Origin of the sequence: Thalassotalea crassostreae, assembly GCF_001831495.1 — a bacterium.
GTDB lineage: Bacteria > Pseudomonadota > Gammaproteobacteria > Enterobacterales > Alteromonadaceae > Thalassotalea_A > Thalassotalea_A crassostreae.
In genome coordinates this window covers 1,470,411-1,488,099 of the sequence record NZ_CP017689.1, presented here as the reverse complement: position 1 = coordinate 1,488,099, position 17,689 = coordinate 1,470,411, and the positions used below count along the sequence as shown (strand labels likewise).

Sequence of the window (17,689 nt, the reverse complement as noted above, 5' to 3'; positions counted from 1 at the left end):
TCCTAGTAGTTAACCGAGGCCATAATGGCTTCAAATGTTTTCAATTCGTCTGGCATGTATTCTTTTTCATGTGCCAACGGGAATGGTGTATCAATACCACATACACGAGCAATTGGAGACTCTAAGTTTAAGAAACACTTGTCTTGAATCGTTGCTGCGATTTCACCAGCAAAGCCACCAGTTAATGGTGCTTCATGGTTAATCAATAAACGACCTGTTTTAGTAACAGATTGAGCAACAGTGTCCACATCCCATGGAAGAATCGAACGTAAATCAATTATTTCACAAGAAACGCCCTTCTTCTCTGCCATTTCAGCAGCGGCTTCAATCGTTTCCATTTGTGCGCCCCAACCTAATAGGGTGATATCACTGCCTTGTTTTACAACTTCAGCTTTACCTAACGGTAACTGATAATCTTCTTCTGGCACTTCGCCAATTGAAGCACGATATAACTTCTTAGGTTCAAAAAATACAACAGGGTTGTCGTCACGTATCGCAGCAAGTAATAAACCTTTTGCTTGATAAGGATTACGAGGAACAACAATTTTCAATCCTGGCGTATGAGCAAAGTATGCTTCTGGTGATTGAGAGTGGTATAAACCACCAGCAATACCACCGCCGTATGGCGTACGAATCGTAAGTTTACCAACGTTAAATTCGTTACCACTGCGATATCTAAATTTCGCAGACTCATTAACGATTTGGTCAAATGCCGGAAAGATATAATCAGCGAACTGAATTTCAGCAACCGTACAACTACCTTGAGCTGCTAAACCATTGGCAAAACCCATGATACCTTGCTCAGTTAAAGGTGTGTTAAAACAACGGTCTTTACCAAACTTTTCCTGCAAGTTACTGGTAGCGCGGAATACACCACCAAAATGGCCAACATCTTCACCAAAACATACTGTTGTCGGGTCGTCTTTCATCGCGATTTCAAGGGCATTATTGATCGCGTGTAATAAATTCATTTGTGCCATTATTTAATTCTCCCTGCCGTTACTGGGTAGGCATCTGGGTACTTCTTGATGTGATCTTTTAATTCTGCCAGCTGTTGCTTTAAATGCTCACTTGGCGTGTCATATACATCAGTAATTAATTCTTCAACTTGTGGTTTCTCGATAACTTCAGCAACTTTTACCGCTGCTAAAATCTCTTCTCGGTATGAATCAAATAACTCTGTTTCTTGTTCTTCATTCCACCATTTTTTCGCTAACATGTAGTTTTTCATGCGCAAAATAGGATCGTGATCAGCGTACTTAGCTTCTTCTTCACGAGTACGGTAGCCACTTGGGTCATCCGATGTTGAATGCGCACCTAAACGATAAGACATTGCCTCAATCATCATAGGTTTGTTTTCTTTAAGCACGTAAGCGCGAGCTTCTTGAGTTGCTTTTAAAACAGCAAGTAAGTCATTACCGTCAACACGAATTGTTTTAATACCGTAACCTACACCACGAGGGGCAATACCGTTACCGGCGTACTGCTCCGTTGAAGGTGTTGAAATAGCATAGCCATTGTTACGAACAAAAAATATTACCGGCGCGTTATGCACTGCGGCCATATTAAGTCCGGCATGGAAGTCACCTTCAGAAGCGGCTCCTTCACCGATATAACAAATCGTACAAGCATCTAAACCTTGTAGCTTTTGACCGTAAGCATAACCAGCAGCTTGTGGAACTTGCGTACATAGCGGCGATGAAATCGTCATATAGTTCAATTCTTTTGAACCGTAATGGATTGGCATTTGACGACCTTTACCCAAATCTTTTTCATTTGAAAACATTTGGTTCATAAAGTTTTCTAAGCTAAAGCCACGGAACATTAAAGCGCCCTGTTCACGGTATTGCGCCATGATCATATCTTGTGGCTCTAATGCTGCTGCACTACCAACACTTGCTGCTTCTTCACCTAAAGCGGTCATATAAAAACTTAAACGACCTTGACGTTGTGACGCAGTCATACGTTCATCTAATACACGGTGAAACGCTAAGGTTTTATAGATTTTGGTCGCAAGTTCTTGATCAAGTTCTGGTAAGTCAGCATTTTTATAAACGCTTCCATCTTGCTTTAAGATTCTTAAAATAGGAATGTTAACGGAATGGCCATCGATATATGTAGGTTGATGAACCGTTTCACTCTCTTGATACTTTTCAGTGTCCATAGTTTTCTCTTCTTACCGCATATGAATGCTAGTTAATTTCGTCTAAACCTTTGCTTATCAATAGCTTGTAAAGCTGATTTTACTTAGACGTAACATTAGTTGTAATTTTTGATTGCCGAGACTTTACAATTCAAGTGAATGAGTTGCAATTATTTGGCATAACTAAGAACCTCGCGCTTTAAAACGAGTGGAAATTTACCTTTACACCTTTGCCTAGTAACTAATCAATAGAGGTCGGGATCACTGTTAACAATGCTCTCTGGCCCAGAGCTACTTTGGCATTAGGGAAAATAATTGCTTCGCCTACTCGTGTAGTACGAAACTCTTTATCACCGTCTGTAGCAATCAAAGTATCAAGTGGATAGTCGGTGAAATTCTTAACATCATCAGAGAAATGCAAGAAGAAATCTTCATTTTCACGATTAACCGTTTGATAAATTTCAAATATATTAAAATCCTTTGGATCGAATTCTTTAACTGATAATTGCTCTGCACTGATCATTTGAGCAAGGGTTTGATGACAAGCTGCAAAACTGTCCATATCGTTTTGACCAAATGGTTTAACTTGACCAAGCTCAACGGTAAACGCATGAGCATTAAATTCGTTAGCTGAGTAGTAACTGAATGTTGTCGTTGGGCTATGTGATAACAATATAGTGCTTACACCACAGCTTGCTAATATCTCTAGTTGAGCTTTGCTGCGAGGCTTGCCGTTTAAGAATGGATAAACGGCAAATTTTTCATATTTAGAACCACGAATCGCCGTATGTAAATCGTAATGATAGCGAGTCCTGTCGCCGCTAATTTGACTACCTTGATCGAAGAAATCACGAACATAATCTTCTAATGCTTTGGCTCGAATACGCTCTGCGTTAACTAACCCTTCACCGTCGCTGTGAGTACCGCTAAATAGGCGATTTAGATTTTCCTCAACAAAGCGTTTATCTATGTTGATGGCACTTGGATTAGCAAACAAAAACAACACGCGTTGTTTTAATGCTAAATCGCCTGACATTAGATCTTTTACAAGCTGCTGGCAAATCTCTATAGGAGCGGTCTCATTGCCATGAACAGCACAAGAAAGGACAATATCGCTGTCTGTCACTTGATCGATTGGTTCAAAACAAATGACGCCTGTATCTAATACGCTAACTAAGCATTGTTGATTGTTATTTGGGTTTGTCAGAGTAAGGTTAAATGTTTGAGGTAATGCATCAGGGTATTGACAAGTAATCGCTAGAAAGTCACCAGTGGCTTTTAATTGTTCTGCAATTTCGTTTGTGGTGTTTTGTTTTTGTTCTGACATTGTGGCTGAAAATATTCCTGATACTAGTTTACACATAAATTAAAAATTTAGTTAAGACTGTTCTAAATATCGGTGCAAACAAAAGATAGTTTATGGAGGGGATTTTAGGTCAAAATATCAATAAGCGCTAATAACTTATTAATTCTAAAGCGACCAAAGCGTAAATTAAATAATACTTGTGCAAAAATACCGGTGTCAGAGTCCAGTAAATAGTTTTAGTGGACTCTGACACCGGAATCTAAGGTTTTATAAACCTGCGTTTTTAAATGCTGCGCTAACCAAAGTTTGAGCTTCAGAGATGATCAGCTGTAGATGTTGCTCATCAATAAAACTTTCGGCATAAATTTTATAAATTTCTTCAGTGCCAGATGGACGCGCAGCAAACCAACCATTATCAGTAACGACTTTCACGCCGCCAATGGCCGCATCATTACCTGGCGCATGGCTTAAAATAGCCACTATCTTTTCACCAGCTAAGGTATCTTGTGCAACATCATCTTGCGATAAAGATGTTAGTACTTTCTTTTGCGCAGTCGTAGCTACTGCTTCAACTCGGCCATATTTCGGTTCGCCAAGCTCTGCTGCTAATTCTAAATACCATTGATAAGGGTCTTTACCTGTTACCGCTAAAATTTCAGCCGCTAATAGACACATAACAAAACCGTCTTTATCGGTTGTCCAGCAACTGCCATCAAGTGCAAGGAATGAAGCGCCAGCGCTTTCTTCACCGCCAAAGGCATAACTTCCGTCTTTTAAGCCATCAACAAACCATTTAAAACCAACTGGTACTTCAGATAGTGGTTTTTGTAGTTTATTAGCAACACGATCAATCAATGAGCTCGACACCAAGGTCTTACCGATTTTCACTGATTCATCCCATTGGCGATGCGTTAACAAGTAATTAATCGCGACCGCTAGGAAATGATTAGGATTCATCAAGCCGCCGCTTTTGGTCACAATACCGTGACGGTCAAAATCAGGGTCATTACCGACACTAATATCGAAATCGTCCTTCATCGCGATTAAACCTGACATTGCATATGGCGATGAGCAATCCATGCGAATTTTGCCATCTTTATCAAGCGGCATAAAAGCAAAACTGGCGTCAACAACAGGATTAACAATTTTAATATTTAAGTTATGCAACTTGGCAATCTCTGGCCAGTAATCAATACCTGAACCACCAAGTGGATCAACACCAATCTCGATACCTGCTTTGCTAATCGCGTATAAATCGATAACGTCAGATAACTGTTTGGCATAAAAATTAATAAAATTCGATTTCGTTAAGTACTCTGATTGCATGGCAACAGTTAAATCAAGACGCTTTACGTCATTTAAGCCATTAGCCAAAATTTCGTTTGCACGTTGTTCAATTAACTTCGTTATCTCGCCTTCAGCCGGACCGCCATGTGGAGGGTTGTATTTAATACCGCCATCGCTAGGAGGGTTATGAGACGGTGTAATAATCAATCCGTCAGCTTGCGATTCATTGTTTTTATTATGATCAATGATTAGACGAGAAATAACTGGCGTTGGTGTAAAGCCGTGGTCATGTTGAATTACTACAGGAACATTATTAGCAATCAATACCGACAATGCTGAAGCAAATGCAGGCTCAGACAAAGCATGAGTGTCTTTACCGAGAAAAAGTGGTCCATCGAAACCTTGCTGCAATCGATATTCTGCTACAGCTTGGCAAATAGCTAAAATATGATCTTCATTGAAGCTAATCTTCGTTGCACTGCCACGATGACCAGACGTGCCGAAACTGACTTTTTGCTCAGCAACATTAACGTCTGGTTTTAATAGGAAATAATCGCTGGCTAATTTACCAAGATTAATTCTGTCTTCTGGTCGCGCTGGTTTTCCAGCATGTTCGTGTACACTCATCTAATTCCCTTACTTTAAAAACGTACGTTGTTTGTAATTACAAAAGGTCGCGAATTTTTTCTACATCGCTTTTACTATAACCTAATACAGTGGCAACGTTCGTTAACATTGATTTTTTCTTTGTAGTATTTGAGTTAGTAATCACCCAAAAATCTGTTTCTGGAATTTGCTTAGGTTTGGTTGAACTGCCCGCTTTTAATAATGCTTCCTCAGAATTTGAGAAATATAAACGGTCACGTCCACGAATATCCAACACAGCATCAAATTGTTTTGGTTGCACTCGATACAAATTAGACAATATTAATAAAAATCTGCCTACTGCCCCGCGTTGGGTAGCAAGCTCTTCTTTGTTAACCAGATCAAAAATACTCTGACGATTAATCTCATCATTTATTTGCTTCTCTGTTTTAACTGAGTTTTTAGTGTCAACTTGTTCAGTGCCTATTGGCTCTTTAACTTGTTCGTCGGCAGGTATGTCTGTAGCAACAACTGACGCTTGGTCGGTGTTGTTTTCTAATGGTTCTACGTTTTGGTCTACGTTGAGTAGTCGACGCAAAATGTCGGTTGCGCTTTCGCCTATAAACTTAGTGTTACTGGCGATGTATTGATATAGTTCGTCATCGATTTCGAGGGTTTTCATTTACGTTCCAATGATATTATTTTTCGAAAGTGGGAAGATTATACTTACCTTAAAGAAAACTTCCTACCCTGTTTTGCCGACATTTTAATATTTTTCTAAAGAATTTGAGTATCAAAACATTAATCTTTAAAATGCAGGCAAATATTAAGACCAATTAATGAGTAAAATCGTGCAAAAAGACAGTTTATTAAATTATGTTGAACGCGGCAGTGGTGAACCTATCTTATTGATCCACGGCCTGTTTGGTAGTTTAGAAAACTTAAATATGATCGCCCGAGCACTCGAGCAAGATTATCGAGTAGTCAGTGTTGATGTCCGCAATCATGGCAGTTCGTTTCATCACAAATCAATGAATTATAAAGACATGGCGCAGGATATTTTAGATCTTGTCGAGCATTTACAACTAGAGAATTTTCACTTATTAGGTCATTCGATGGGCGGAAAAATAGCGATGCAGTTTGCCCTACAACACCCGGAAAAAGTAAATAAGCTTATCGTCGCTGATATTGCTCCGGTTCAATATGAACATCATCACAACGAAATAATCTCAGGTTTATTGTCGATAGATATCGATGAGATAACAAACCGGAATGACGCTGATAAGCAATTAGCTCAATATGTTGACGAAGTTGGCGTAAGGCAGTTTTTGTTAAAGAACATTGCCAAAGGTGACCAATGCTTTTATTGGCGTGCAAATATAGAAAATATTGCAAATGATTACGCAGAAGTAGTCAAAGGCAATGAACATGATAGTGCTTTTGATGGAGAGACACTGTTTATCAAAGGTAGCAATTCAAACTATATTCTTGCCGAACATCGAGCCGAAATAGGCAAATTATTTCCAAAATCAAAAGGCCGTATTATTCAAGGCGTCGGTCACTGGCTACACGCCGAAAAGCCAGCAGCCTTTAATAAGATAGTCACAGATTTCTTAAAGCTAAACAATTAGCCGTAAAGTCGTTCAATTTGCGTTATTTTTTGCTGCAATCGAACATTGCTTTGTGCTATAGTGCCGCCGTAAATTCAAGGGTGAGCGTAGTATGATTTCCGAAAATTTAGAATTAATCGAATCTATTGGCCTAAATTTATTTTTTTTGGTGATATTTTTCTTCATTGGTATGTCTATTCATGACGTGATGAAAAAGAATGATGTACCGAGAAATGGCCGCTTAGTAGTCTATTTCGTATTATTTCTAGGTTGTGCCGGATTTATTGCGAAAGGTGTGATCCAGGTCATATGGGAAAGCAACGGTATAGGCTAGATTTATGGCAAAAGAAACAGCTGATACAACAACAATAGATTTATTTGTTGATGAAAAACGCCCTGGTAGGCCTCGAACAAATCCGTATTCAAGGGAAGTTCAGGTTAAAATTAATAAGCGTAACCAGGTTAAGCGAGACAAAAACAAAGGCTTAAAACGTGTTGAATTTAAGATTCATCAAGAGCTCTTTGATCAACTAGATGAGTTGGCAAAAGAGACTGGCGTAAGTCGCAGTGAACTCATAGAGTCACTATTAACCGAAGCAATGGCTTCGAAAAAGTAATTTAAAGATCGAAATATTAAGGGTTTAAACACATGGCAACTGTCGGACTTTTTTTTGGTAGTGATACAGGCAATACAGAAGCTGTTTCAAAAATGATCCAGAAAAAACTGGGTAAAAAGAACGTTGATGTTAAAGATATCGCCAAAAGTACTAAAGAAGATATTGCAGAATTTGATCTGTTAATTCTAGGTATTCCAACGTGGTATTATGGTGAAAACCAATGTGATTGGGATGACTTTTTACCAGAATTAGAAGAAATTGACTTCAACGACAAATTAGTCGCTATCTTTGGTCTTGGCGACCAAGAAGATTACGCAGAGTACTTTGTTGACGCCATGGCTCCGCTTCGTGATATCGTTGAGTCTAAAGGTGCAATCATGGTTGGTGGTTGGTCTACCGACGGTTATGAATTTGAAGCATCGAAAGCATTGTTAGATGAGAATACCTTTATTGGTTTGGCACTTGATGAAGATCGCCAACCAGAACTAACAGAAGAACGTGTGGATGCGTGGATTGAACAATTAAATGATGAAATGTGCCTTGCTGAGCTGCTTGATTAATTAATCCACATTTACTAACAAAGCATAAACCAAGCCTTTTTAATACAAAACCAGTGCAAAGCACTGGTTTTTTTGTCCTGATAATTGTTGTAGTTTTATTTCGGTTTATATCATTAACCAAGTAAAAGTATTTATAACAAACCCACCTATTGTTGATTAAACGTACAATAAACTAGTAAATGCAAATAATTCTTAATTAGTGCTTTCAACTGATCCGATTCCCCCCTATAATTTGGCTAACTTAATTTTTAGAAACACAGGTTATGCCAGATCAAAACGAAGAATTAAAAAGAGCTGGACTTAAGGTTACTTTACCTCGAGTAAAGATTTTAGACATATTACAAAACCCTAATAACCAACATATTAGCGCTGAAGATGTGTATAAAATATTACTTGAACAGCATGAAGAAATTGGCTTAGCTACAGTTTATCGAGTATTGAACCAATTTGATGATGCAGGCATTGTCACTCGCCATCATTTTGAAGGTGGAAAATCAGTATTTGAACTCTCACATAAAGCCCATCACGATCATTTAGTTTGCTTAAAGTGCGGCAAAGTAGTCGAGTTTGAAGATGATATTATTGAACAACGTCAAGAAAACATCGCGAAAAGTAATAATATAAAATTAACTAATCACAGTTTATATCTTTATGGTGAATGTGAAGACGAAGTAGCTTGCGAAGAATATAGAAAGTCTCACTCCTAAAAGTTCTGATTATTATCAGCTAATGTCCATAAATTGAGCCCAGCATAGCCTGGGCTTTTTTATGCCTTCGATTTGACACCTAATCCCCAATACCTGTTTAAATTGATGTCTTTGTCTATTCGTCGACTATACTAGAGCGTGAAACTTATCTTAGGGACTATGATGATGAAGACGACGATAAAAATTTATAATAGAGCTACCCGTTCGTTATTTACTGCGGTTTGTCGTGTTGGTTTTTGTGCTGGTTTTATTAGTTTACTCACATCTTGTGCCAATGAACCAGAGCCTGTCACGCCAGAGTGCGATTATCAGAACTATCTAAACATCAATAAAAGTGTGCAATCGTTTGTATGGGATAAGCAGCAAAACGATGTGCTAACCTCTGAGTGGCAGCAAATCAGCCTAAATCAAATTGCCAAAAAATATCAGTATTTACATAGAAAAAGTGAAGAGGACGTTCTGCAAGCTGAGAAAGAACTAACTTGGCTACAGACAAACCTTACAACATTAAAGAGTATCAATAATGATCTACTGACCAATATTGAGGCGCAAACATGCTTGGCCGGCACAGACGTTAAAGAACCTGGTTATATCGAAAAACAAAATGAAGCCATTGAATACATCTTAGAAAATTACCAAACATTAACTGACGATGTTGCTGAAAAAAAAGCAATGGTTGAAGGTAAAGTTAAAATGCAGCAATAGCGAGTGATTGTTCAATTGAAGTGACACAGAGATGACTGTGTACTTAAGTTGAACTTATTAGAAATTGAGTTTTTATCTTATAGACAATATTTATTTGAACTAAGATAGTTTATAATTTCCCATCAAATTAGAACTCACTAACAAAGCTAGCGCACCATGACCTCGTCGAAAAGTAACTCCGCCAATATAGGTTTGATCAATCCTAAAAGTCCTGAAAATGTTGGCTCTATTATGCGCGCCAGTGGTTGCTATCAGGTTGAAAGTGTTAGTTACACCGGTAAGCGTTATGGCTTTGCTTCAAAGTTCCAAACTGACACTAAAAATGTTTCTGAAAAAATTCCACTTTCAGAAGTAGACGATATTATTAATGCTAAGCCTGAAGGTGCAACGATTGTTTGTGTAGACTTAGTTGAAGGCGCGACTGCCCTGCCTGAATTTAAACACCCTGAAAACGCCTATTATATCTTTGGCCCTGAAGATGGCACCATAGCGCAAAAAATCATTGATTGTGCTGATAATGTGGTTTACATCCCCACCATTGGCTGCATGAATTTAGCGGCAACAGTAAACGTTGTTTTATATGATCGATTAGCTAAATCGAAGACGTCTATCGGCTCTGATGAGTTAATTCGAGCAAGTCGTGATACCAACAACAAAGTCAAAATTAAACGTTAGAGTAGATAGCAGAGAGTTACTTTCTATAAAGTCTAGTTATCTCTGACATAAGGATTAGTGCGACGCTCTTCACCAAATGTGCCCATCGGTCCGTGACCAGGAATAAACTTAACATCATCTCCCAACGGCCATAATTGGGTTTTAATGGCATTAACCAGTGTCGCTTGGTCCCCTTTAGGAAAATCTGTACGCCCAATCGAACCACGAAAAAGTACATCACCAACTTGCGCAAGCTTTGATTCGCGATGAAAAAACACGATATGTCCTGGCGTGTGACCTGGGCAAAAGTATACTTCGAGTGTTTCATTACCAACGGTAACTGTATCACCACCTTCTAACCATCGATTGGTTTTAAACACCCGTGCTCCAGGGAAACCGAATTGTTTAATCTGATGATCAAAGATATCAATCCAAAATTGGTCGTCTTTGTGTGGTCCTTCAATAGGCAAAGATAAGCTATCAGCGATATCTTGCGTGCCGCCAGCATGATCAACGTGAGAATGAGTTAATAATAATTTAGTTAGCTTTATTCCATGATTCTGTGCTTCAGCTAGCAAGCGCGGTGTTTCGCCACCAGCGTCAATAATTGCGCCTTCCATTGTTTGATCGCACCAAATTAATGTCGCGTTTTGTTGAAAAGGCGTAACGGGAATGATTTTATACTGCAGCATAGAAAGTTCTTCGTATTTCAAATTAGCCCAATAATAAGCAAATACGTAAGTTGTTTCTAGTGCAATAACGGCACTTTTGCATAAATTACAGCTGATGTGTTTAAACGACTAGCTCTTTGCTGATAATTTTACTTGCCTTTATAACCCGTAAATTAGTAAGCTCAGATAAATAAAAATGTCATAGTGATTATAAAAATGCTTCATTTTAAATGATCTCACTAATGACGATACAAAATAATAATTATAAGAAGTAATCTATATGTCTATTATCCGTGATTCTTTTCACTCACGTATCGGCTTTGTTTTAGCAGCCGCTGGTTCCGCTATTGGCTTGGGAAATATTTGGGGCTTCCCTACACAAGCTGCTAATAATGGTGGCGGAGCGTTCGTTTTCGTTTATCTCATGGTTACCGTTTTATTAGCTTTACCGGCGTTATATGCAGAAATGTATATAGGTAACCAGGCACAAAAAAATCCAGTTTCAGCATTAGAAGATGCCTGTGAAGGTGTTTCTCGAAATGTCGGCAAATATGCAGGTTTATTTGGCTTATTAGGCGCGATATTAATGTTAAGCTTCTATTCAATCGTTGCTGGTTGGATGCTATCTCATGCGCTATCGCCACTGGCACAGCTCAGTGGATTTGACTCTGTGGCGACTTGGTTAGGAGAGTCTAGTGATCTGCGCAATCTAATATTTACCCCTATATTTATAATTCTTAGTGCGCTAGTGATAAAAAAAGGCGTTCACGCCGGTATCGAACGTTGGTCTAGCCGATTAATGCCAATTCTTTTTCTATTGCTTGTTGCTTTGATCATCTATATTTTACAGCAACCTGGCGCTAGTGAAGGCATAGAGATGTACTTAGTTCCTGATTTTAGCCAATTAAAAGACCCGAACTTAATTATTGCAGCAATGGGACAAGCTTTCTTCTCTTTATCCATTGGTGTCGGCGGTATGATGGTATACGGCTCTTACATGAAAAAAGGTGAAGGTCTCGGTAAATTAGTGGTTTCGATCACCGCGTTAGATACGTTGATTGCTATTCTTGCAGGTTTACTTATCATCCCAACACTTTTCGTCGCTCAGCATATGGGTCAAGAAGTGTTTACTAATGGCCAACTCATTGGCGGCCCACAATTAATATTTTCGGTATTACCGACATTATTTGAATCAATGGGAACCGTTGGTGTTTATATTGCGCTTATGTTTTTCTCATTAATGTCGATGGCGGCACTTACTTCAACAATTTCAGCTACCGAAGTTCCTGTTTCCTACTTACTTGAAAGCAAAGGCTATTCGCGTGGTAAGGCTACACTCTTAGTTTCTATAATTGTCTTAGCCGCGTGTATGACCTTAGTGTTTAATTTTGACACATTATTTGATGCAGTAATTAGCTGGGTAAATACCTTCCAATTGCCGATAATGGGTTTATTTTACTTTATTGTGGTTGGCTGGATATGGAAGCGTGGCAATCTACTTAAAGACAAAGCGGTTATTGATGCCAAGCCAAGCTTAAAGCTTTGGGGCAACTATTTACGATTCGTATGTCCATTGTTACTGACCGTTGTATTTGTTAATACTGTGATGGCGATGTAATAGCCATTTAACGGCATTTAAGCGACAGATAAAACAAAAAAGGGAGCATCTGCTCCCTTTGTATTATCAATGAGCAAAAAGCTATTCGGTTATCGATAGCTTCTCATCTGTTAACTCAACTTGTTCAATTTTTTCAAATCGATTAGATATTTTATCTGCTGATGTATGAATTTGTTTCACATCAGTAGCTGCTTGGTCGATATGTTTGGCTAGATTGTCAAAACGAGTTCGAAAGCGACCAAAATCTTTACCTAAGAGCCCTAGATGCTCTTGTATTAAATGAACTTGCTGACGGGTTGCCTCATCCTTAATAACAGAGCGAGCCGTGGTCAAAATTGCCATAAGCGTCGTTGGCGAGGTTAACCAAACACGATTTTGATAAGCGAGCTCTACCAGTTCAGGGAAATGAGCATGGATCTCAGCAAATACTGCTTCAGCGGGAATAAACATGATCGCGCCATCAGACGTTTCCTTATCGATAATGTATTTGCCAGCAATATCGCCAATATGCTTTTTAATGTCTTGTTTAAACTGGCGCTCTGCAAGTTTGCGGTCACTTTCGCCAAGATGCACATCCATCATTTTCTTAAAGCTTTCTAATGGAAACTTTGAATCGATGGCAACGTTGCCGGTAGGCTCTGGCAAAAACAGCATGCAATCGGCAATTTTGCTATTACTCAAAGTATGCTGCAAAGCAAAGTGTTTTTCCGGTAGTACATTACGAATCAACGCATTTAATTGAACTTCACCAAATGCACCACGCGAGCGCTTATCACTTAGCACTTCTTGTAAACTCACCACATTGCCTGATAGCTCGGTAATTTTTTTCTGTGCGTCGTCAATTAGCGCTAGACGCTTAACAATATCATTGAATGTCTTGGTGGTTTTATCAAAGCCATCGGTTAAACGTTTTTCAACACCGGTGGAAATATCTTGTAAACGTTTGTCAGTGCTTTCGGTAAGTTCCTTCATCCGCTTCGCTAACACTTCAGCATTCATCGCCATCGATTTAGAAAGCTCTTCCCTGCTTTCTTTCGTGGATTTATTTAAATGGGTAACAAGCTGATTAATGGCAAACAATTGGTTTTTATTAAATTGCTCTTTGTGTTCGGCAAGTTGTTGTAGCAGTTTAATTTGTAGCACTGCGCCGGTATTTTCTTGACTAGAACGTAAATCTTGTATCTGTTTTACTAGTTGTGAGGCTCTATCTTGCGCAACTTTATTATCATTATTTTGATTGTTAACGGCGTTACTTAAGGAAGACACTTTGGCTAGCAGAATAACGGTCATTATGCTCAATAGCACAAGCAATGATAAAGCGACGTAAAGGAAAATTGATGGATCTATTTGGGCACTGTTCATGGCTAAAACCACTGGTTATTTTTACAGTCCATTTAATCATTAACGGCTCTTTAAGGTCAAGGAGTTATTTACTCAACCTAGACATATCAGTTTGATATTAAAAAAAATCCCGGCAGATGCCGGGATTTGAAATTGATTAATGGCTCAAATTACTCGCCGTTTTTCTCTAGATATTTATCCATCCAAACAAAAATTTCTCGATACCATTCTTTTAAATTATCTGGATTGCGAATATGGTGATCTTCATCTGGGAACATCACTAAACGAGACTCTAGGCCTTTACGTTTCATCGTTGTGAACGCACCTAAACTTTGGCCATAAGGTACACGGTAATCAAGTTCACCCTGGATAATTAACATTGGCATTTTCCAGTTGTCTACGAAGCGTGATGGATCATACTTGCTGTACTCTTCTTCTTTTTCCCAATATGGGCCAGTAAAGTCGTGTTCAGGGAACCATAGCTCTTCTGTTACATTGTAAAAGCTCTTCATGTCGAATAAGCCAGCATGGTTAACAATACAGTTGAAACCATCAGACCAGTTACCCATGATCCAATTCATCATGTAACCACCGTATGATGCGCCGAGCGCACAAGCGTTATCACGGTCTAACCAAGGTTGGCTTTTGGTGATGTAATCCATACCTTTTTGTAAATCTTCTAATGGACGAGAGCCCCAGTTTTGACTGATTGAGTCAGTGAATGCCTGACCGTAGCCAGTCGAGCCATGGAAATCTACCATCACTACGCCATACCCTTGTGCCGCCCAAAGTTGAGCGTTCCAACGATAGTGGAACATATTACCAAAGCTACCTTGTGGTCCGCCATGTACTAAAAACGCGATTGGATATTGCTCACCTTGTTTAAAGTTTGCCGGCTTAACTAAGTAGCCATGAACGTCTTCGTTGTTCCAGCCTTTAAACTTAAATTGTTCGAAGTCGCCAAGCTTCACATTAGCAAGCTTGTCTTTGTTTATGTCAGTTAACTGCTTAATGCCGTAACCGTCAGTTTTAACTGTATAAATATCTGCAGGGTGACCTAAGTCATGACGAGTAAAGTAAACACTATCACCGGCAATTGACACATCGCCTGAGTAACCTTGACTGCTGATTGTCGTTACTTCACCAAACTGAAGATCAATGTTAAAAATACTTTTTTGACCAACATCTTGCGCAACGGCAATAACACTGCGATTGTCGCTAGCAAATTGGAAGCTTGCAATTGAACGATCCCACAATGGCGCTACTTTTTGTGTTTCATTACTGCGTAAATCTTTTACATGCAAGGTGTACTTATCCGATTCATAAACCGGTGTATTCATTGCTTTATATGCAAGATAACGTCCGTCAGATGAATAAACAGGCATTGCATCCCATGCTTCATTATCGTCCGTTAAGTTATTGATTTTAGCCGATTCAATATCAACTTCAAAGATATCCCAATTCGTCGTCCATGCTTGATCATCACTAGGTAGCTTTGCCGAAAATGCGATGCTTTTGCCATTTGGATTGAACGATACTTGGCCAATTCCAGCAATATCGGAATCCCACGATGGCATTAAATCTTTGGCATTGGTGGCAACTTTACCTTGTTCAAGGTTCGCTACAAACAAGTGAGTATTAAAGTTATCTAACCAATGATCCCAGTGACGAACCATTAATTTATCGTAGGCACGAGTATTATGCTTTTTCGCCTTTTCAGCGTTCATTGCATCAATGGTACACTTGAACGTCTCACAACCTGGCATTACTGTAAACGCTAATGCGATTTGCTGCTCATCGCTTGATAATTTATAACCTTCAACCGAAAGAGGGAAATCGGTACGCTGAATCGCTTCACCACCAGTTAATGGTAAAAACCATAATTGCGTAGAACCGCTACGTGACGATAAGAAATAAACACCCGAGCCATCTTTTGCCCATACAACTGAAGATTCACTGGTTGCGTGACTTGTTATTTGTGATGTTTTACCGGTTTTGATATCTAAAAGGTAAAGGTGGTTAGTGTTTTTCTCTTGGCCTTTTTTTACACCATAAACAAGCTTGCTGCCGTTTGGTGAAATCACTACATCATGTAGTTGGTTTAAATTATTTAACGTATCAACCGTTAGAATATCGCTTTTCGCGTTAACAGTTGTGCTTAAAGACATTGCTGCTAGTGCAGCAATACTTAGGGTTTTATTGAACTTCATATTTTGTTTCTTTATTACTTCTAAATTAACTTTTGTTTAACTTGTTTCTAACTTTCGTTTTTAAAAATGACAAACGCCCTGTCGGGCGCTTGTTTTTCTAAATTTTAGGATTACGAATTATTCGCAGCATCCATTACTTCTATTTTGCCTTTCCAAATAGCTGGACCGGTTACATGTGCAGATTCACCAGTGCTATCCACAGCAACGGTTACTGGCATATCTTCTACGTCAAATTCGTAAATAGCTTCCATACCTAGTTCTTCAAAAGCAACAACGCGTGATTTCTTAATTGCTTTTGACACTAAATAAGCAGCGCCGCCAACAGCCATCAAGTACACAGATTTGTGATTCTTGATGCTTTCAACAGTACCTGGACCACGTTCAGCTTTACCAATCGTACCTAATAAGCCGGTTTCGGCTAACATCATTTCGGTAAACTTATCCATACGAGTTGCCGTTGTCGGACCCGCAGGACCTACAACCTCATCGCCTACCGCATCTACAGGACCCACGTAATAAATAAATTTATTGGTGAAGTCTACGCCTTCTGGTAAACCTTCACCTGACTCAAGTAATTGTTGGATCTTTTTGTGTGCCGCATCACGACCGGTCAAGATTTTACCTGAAAGTAATACCGTCTCGCCGGTTTTCCAGCTGGCAATTTCTTCTTTGGTTAAGGTGTTTGCATTAGCACGACGTACATTTTCGCCAACTTCCCATGTCACTTCAGGCCATTCTTCAAGTTTTGGCGGAGTAAGATCTGCTGGGCCACTGCCATCAAGATGGAAATGAACATGGCGAGTTGCAGCACAATTGGGGATCATCACCACTGGTTTAGAAGCAGCATGGGTTGGAACCGCATTAATCTTAACGTCAACAACCGTTGTTAAACCACCAAGACCTTGTGCACCAATACCCAGTTTGTTTACGCGTTCAAAAATTTCTAAACGTAATTCTTCTTCAGCATTTTGTGGACCACGGTCGATTAATTCCTGAATATCTACAGGATCCATTAAGCTTTCTTTCGCCAGTACACCAGCTTTTTCGGCCGTACCGCCAATGCCTATGCCTAACATGCCTGGTGGACACCAACCAGCGCCCATTGTTGGTAAGGTTTTTACTACCCAATCAGCAATTGAATCTGACGGGTTTAACATTGCCATTTTAGTTTTATTTTCACTACCGCCACCTTTTGCAGCGATCATTACTTCAACACCACTACCTGCAACCAAATCAAGATGCACAACAGAAGGCGTGTTATCTTTAGTATTGATTCGTTTACCAGCGGGATCTTTTACAATCGATGCTCGCAGTGGATTATCTGGATTGTTGTATGCACGGCGAGTACCTTCATCAACCATTTGTTGCACAGTTAATTCTGTTTTATCCCACTTAACGTCCATACCTACTTTCACGAAACAAGTCACGATACCGGTATCTTGACAGATTGGACGATGCCCTTCTGCAGACATTCTTGAGTTAATCAAAATTTGTGCGATTGCATCTTTTGCCGCAGTACTTTGCTCTTTGTTGTAGGCTTTTTCCAGGGCTTGGATAAAATCAATTGGATGATAAAAAGAAATATATTGTAAAGCATCTTCAATGCTATCAATAAAATCCTGTTGCTTTATAACAGTCATAGTGTTCTCACCGTCTATATCAATGTTTTAATAAT

General features: G+C 39.2%; 17 protein-coding genes. 8 read left to right on the top strand and 9 right to left on the bottom strand.

Annotation, left to right across the window (positions count from 1 at the left end; genetic code table 11):
* Positions 1 to 2: 2 nt before the first annotated feature.
* The 5 genes from LT090_RS06450 to seqA form a co-directional block, all read right to left on the bottom strand.
* Positions 3 to 980, bottom strand: a complete 978-nt coding sequence (locus LT090_RS06450) for an alpha-ketoacid dehydrogenase subunit beta (protein ID WP_068545128.1) — start codon at positions 978 to 980, stop codon at positions 3 to 5.
* Positions 980 to 2,164 (bottom strand): thiamine pyrophosphate-dependent dehydrogenase E1 component subunit alpha, encoded by a 1,185-nt coding sequence (locus LT090_RS06445; RefSeq protein WP_068545127.1) that lies wholly within the window; start codon positions 2,162 to 2,164, stop codon positions 980 to 982. The genes LT090_RS06450 and LT090_RS06445 overlap by 1 nt, the downstream gene beginning before the upstream one ends.
* Before the next feature lie 220 nt (positions 2,165 to 2,384).
* Positions 2,385 to 3,470 (bottom strand): succinylglutamate desuccinylase, encoded by a 1,086-nt coding sequence (gene astE, locus LT090_RS06440; protein ID WP_068545126.1) that lies wholly within the window; start codon positions 3,468 to 3,470, stop codon positions 2,385 to 2,387.
* 246 nt (positions 3,471 to 3,716) lie between these two features.
* Positions 3,717 to 5,363: a phosphoglucomutase (alpha-D-glucose-1,6-bisphosphate-dependent) gene (gene pgm, locus LT090_RS06435; protein WP_068545125.1), complete on the bottom strand. Its 1,647-nt coding sequence runs from the start codon at positions 5,361 to 5,363 to the stop codon at positions 3,717 to 3,719.
* Between the two features lie 37 nt (positions 5,364 to 5,400).
* Positions 5,401 to 6,003 carry a replication initiation negative regulator SeqA gene (gene seqA / locus LT090_RS06430; RefSeq protein WP_068545124.1) on the bottom strand — a complete coding sequence of 201 codons (603 nt, stop codon included), beginning with the start codon at positions 6,001 to 6,003 and terminating at the stop codon, positions 5,401 to 5,403.
* Positions 6,004 to 6,160: 157 nt separating this feature from the next.
* On the opposite strand from seqA, the gene LT090_RS06425 reads away from it, so the two are divergent.
* The 7 genes from LT090_RS06425 (at position 6,161) to LT090_RS06395 (ending at position 10,195) form a co-directional block, all read left to right on the top strand.
* The gene (locus tag LT090_RS06425) at positions 6,161 to 6,952 is read left to right on the top strand and encodes an alpha/beta fold hydrolase (RefSeq protein ID WP_068545123.1); all 792 of its coding nucleotides are present in this window, start codon (positions 6,161 to 6,163) and stop codon (positions 6,950 to 6,952) included.
* Between the two features lie 91 nt (positions 6,953 to 7,043).
* On the top strand, positions 7,044 to 7,265 hold the full coding sequence (locus LT090_RS06420) for a DUF2788 domain-containing protein (protein WP_068545122.1): 222 nt from the start codon (positions 7,044 to 7,046) through the stop codon (positions 7,263 to 7,265).
* Positions 7,266 to 7,269: 4 nt separating this feature from the next.
* A complete protein-coding gene (gene ybfE, locus LT090_RS06415) occupies positions 7,270 to 7,548 on the top strand; it encodes a LexA regulated protein (protein WP_068545121.1) in 279 nt (92 codons plus the stop codon).
* 32 nt (positions 7,549 to 7,580) lie between these two features.
* Positions 7,581 to 8,108, top strand: coding sequence for a flavodoxin FldA (gene fldA, locus LT090_RS06410; protein ID WP_068545120.1), 528 nt, complete (start codon positions 7,581 to 7,583; stop codon positions 8,106 to 8,108).
* A 263-nt stretch (positions 8,109 to 8,371) separates the two neighbouring features.
* A complete protein-coding gene (fur, locus tag LT090_RS06405; RefSeq protein ID WP_068545119.1) occupies positions 8,372 to 8,815 on the top strand; it encodes a ferric iron uptake transcriptional regulator in 444 nt (147 codons plus the stop codon).
* A 159-nt stretch (positions 8,816 to 8,974) separates the two neighbouring features.
* Positions 8,975 to 9,520 carry a hypothetical protein gene (locus tag LT090_RS06400; RefSeq protein ID WP_157726591.1) on the top strand — a complete coding sequence of 182 codons (546 nt, stop codon included), beginning with the start codon at positions 8,975 to 8,977 and terminating at the stop codon, positions 9,518 to 9,520.
* A gap of 156 nt (positions 9,521 to 9,676) precedes the next feature.
* On the top strand, positions 9,677 to 10,195 hold the full coding sequence (locus tag LT090_RS06395; RefSeq protein ID WP_068545117.1) for an RNA methyltransferase: 519 nt from the start codon (positions 9,677 to 9,679) through the stop codon (positions 10,193 to 10,195).
* Between the two features lie 32 nt (positions 10,196 to 10,227).
* Here LT090_RS06395 and LT090_RS06390 read toward each other — a convergent pair whose 3' ends face one another.
* Positions 10,228 to 10,866 carry an MBL fold metallo-hydrolase gene (locus LT090_RS06390; RefSeq protein ID WP_068545116.1) on the bottom strand — a complete coding sequence of 213 codons (639 nt, stop codon included), beginning with the start codon at positions 10,864 to 10,866 and terminating at the stop codon, positions 10,228 to 10,230.
* A 259-nt stretch (positions 10,867 to 11,125) separates the two neighbouring features.
* On the opposite strand from LT090_RS06390, the gene LT090_RS06385 reads away from it, so the two are divergent.
* Positions 11,126 to 12,463 (top strand): sodium-dependent transporter, encoded by a 1,338-nt coding sequence (locus tag LT090_RS06385; protein ID WP_068545115.1) that lies wholly within the window; start codon positions 11,126 to 11,128, stop codon positions 12,461 to 12,463.
* Between the two features lie 81 nt (positions 12,464 to 12,544).
* Here the strand turns inward: LT090_RS06385 and LT090_RS06380 are convergent, their stop codons facing one another.
* The 3 genes from LT090_RS06380 to LT090_RS06370 form a co-directional block, all read right to left on the bottom strand.
* Complete coding sequence (locus LT090_RS06380; RefSeq protein ID WP_068545338.1) at positions 12,545 to 13,825, bottom strand: DNA recombination protein RmuC; 1,281 nt, start codon at positions 13,823 to 13,825, stop codon at positions 12,545 to 12,547.
* Between the two features lie 149 nt (positions 13,826 to 13,974).
* The gene (locus LT090_RS06375) at positions 13,975 to 16,014 is read right to left on the bottom strand and encodes a S9 family peptidase (protein ID WP_068545114.1); all 2,040 of its coding nucleotides are present in this window, start codon (positions 16,012 to 16,014) and stop codon (positions 13,975 to 13,977) included.
* Between the two features lie 110 nt (positions 16,015 to 16,124).
* Positions 16,125 to 17,654 (bottom strand): fumarate hydratase, encoded by a 1,530-nt coding sequence (locus tag LT090_RS06370; RefSeq protein WP_068545113.1) that lies wholly within the window; start codon positions 17,652 to 17,654, stop codon positions 16,125 to 16,127.
* Between the last annotated feature and the right edge of the window lie 35 nt (positions 17,655 to 17,689).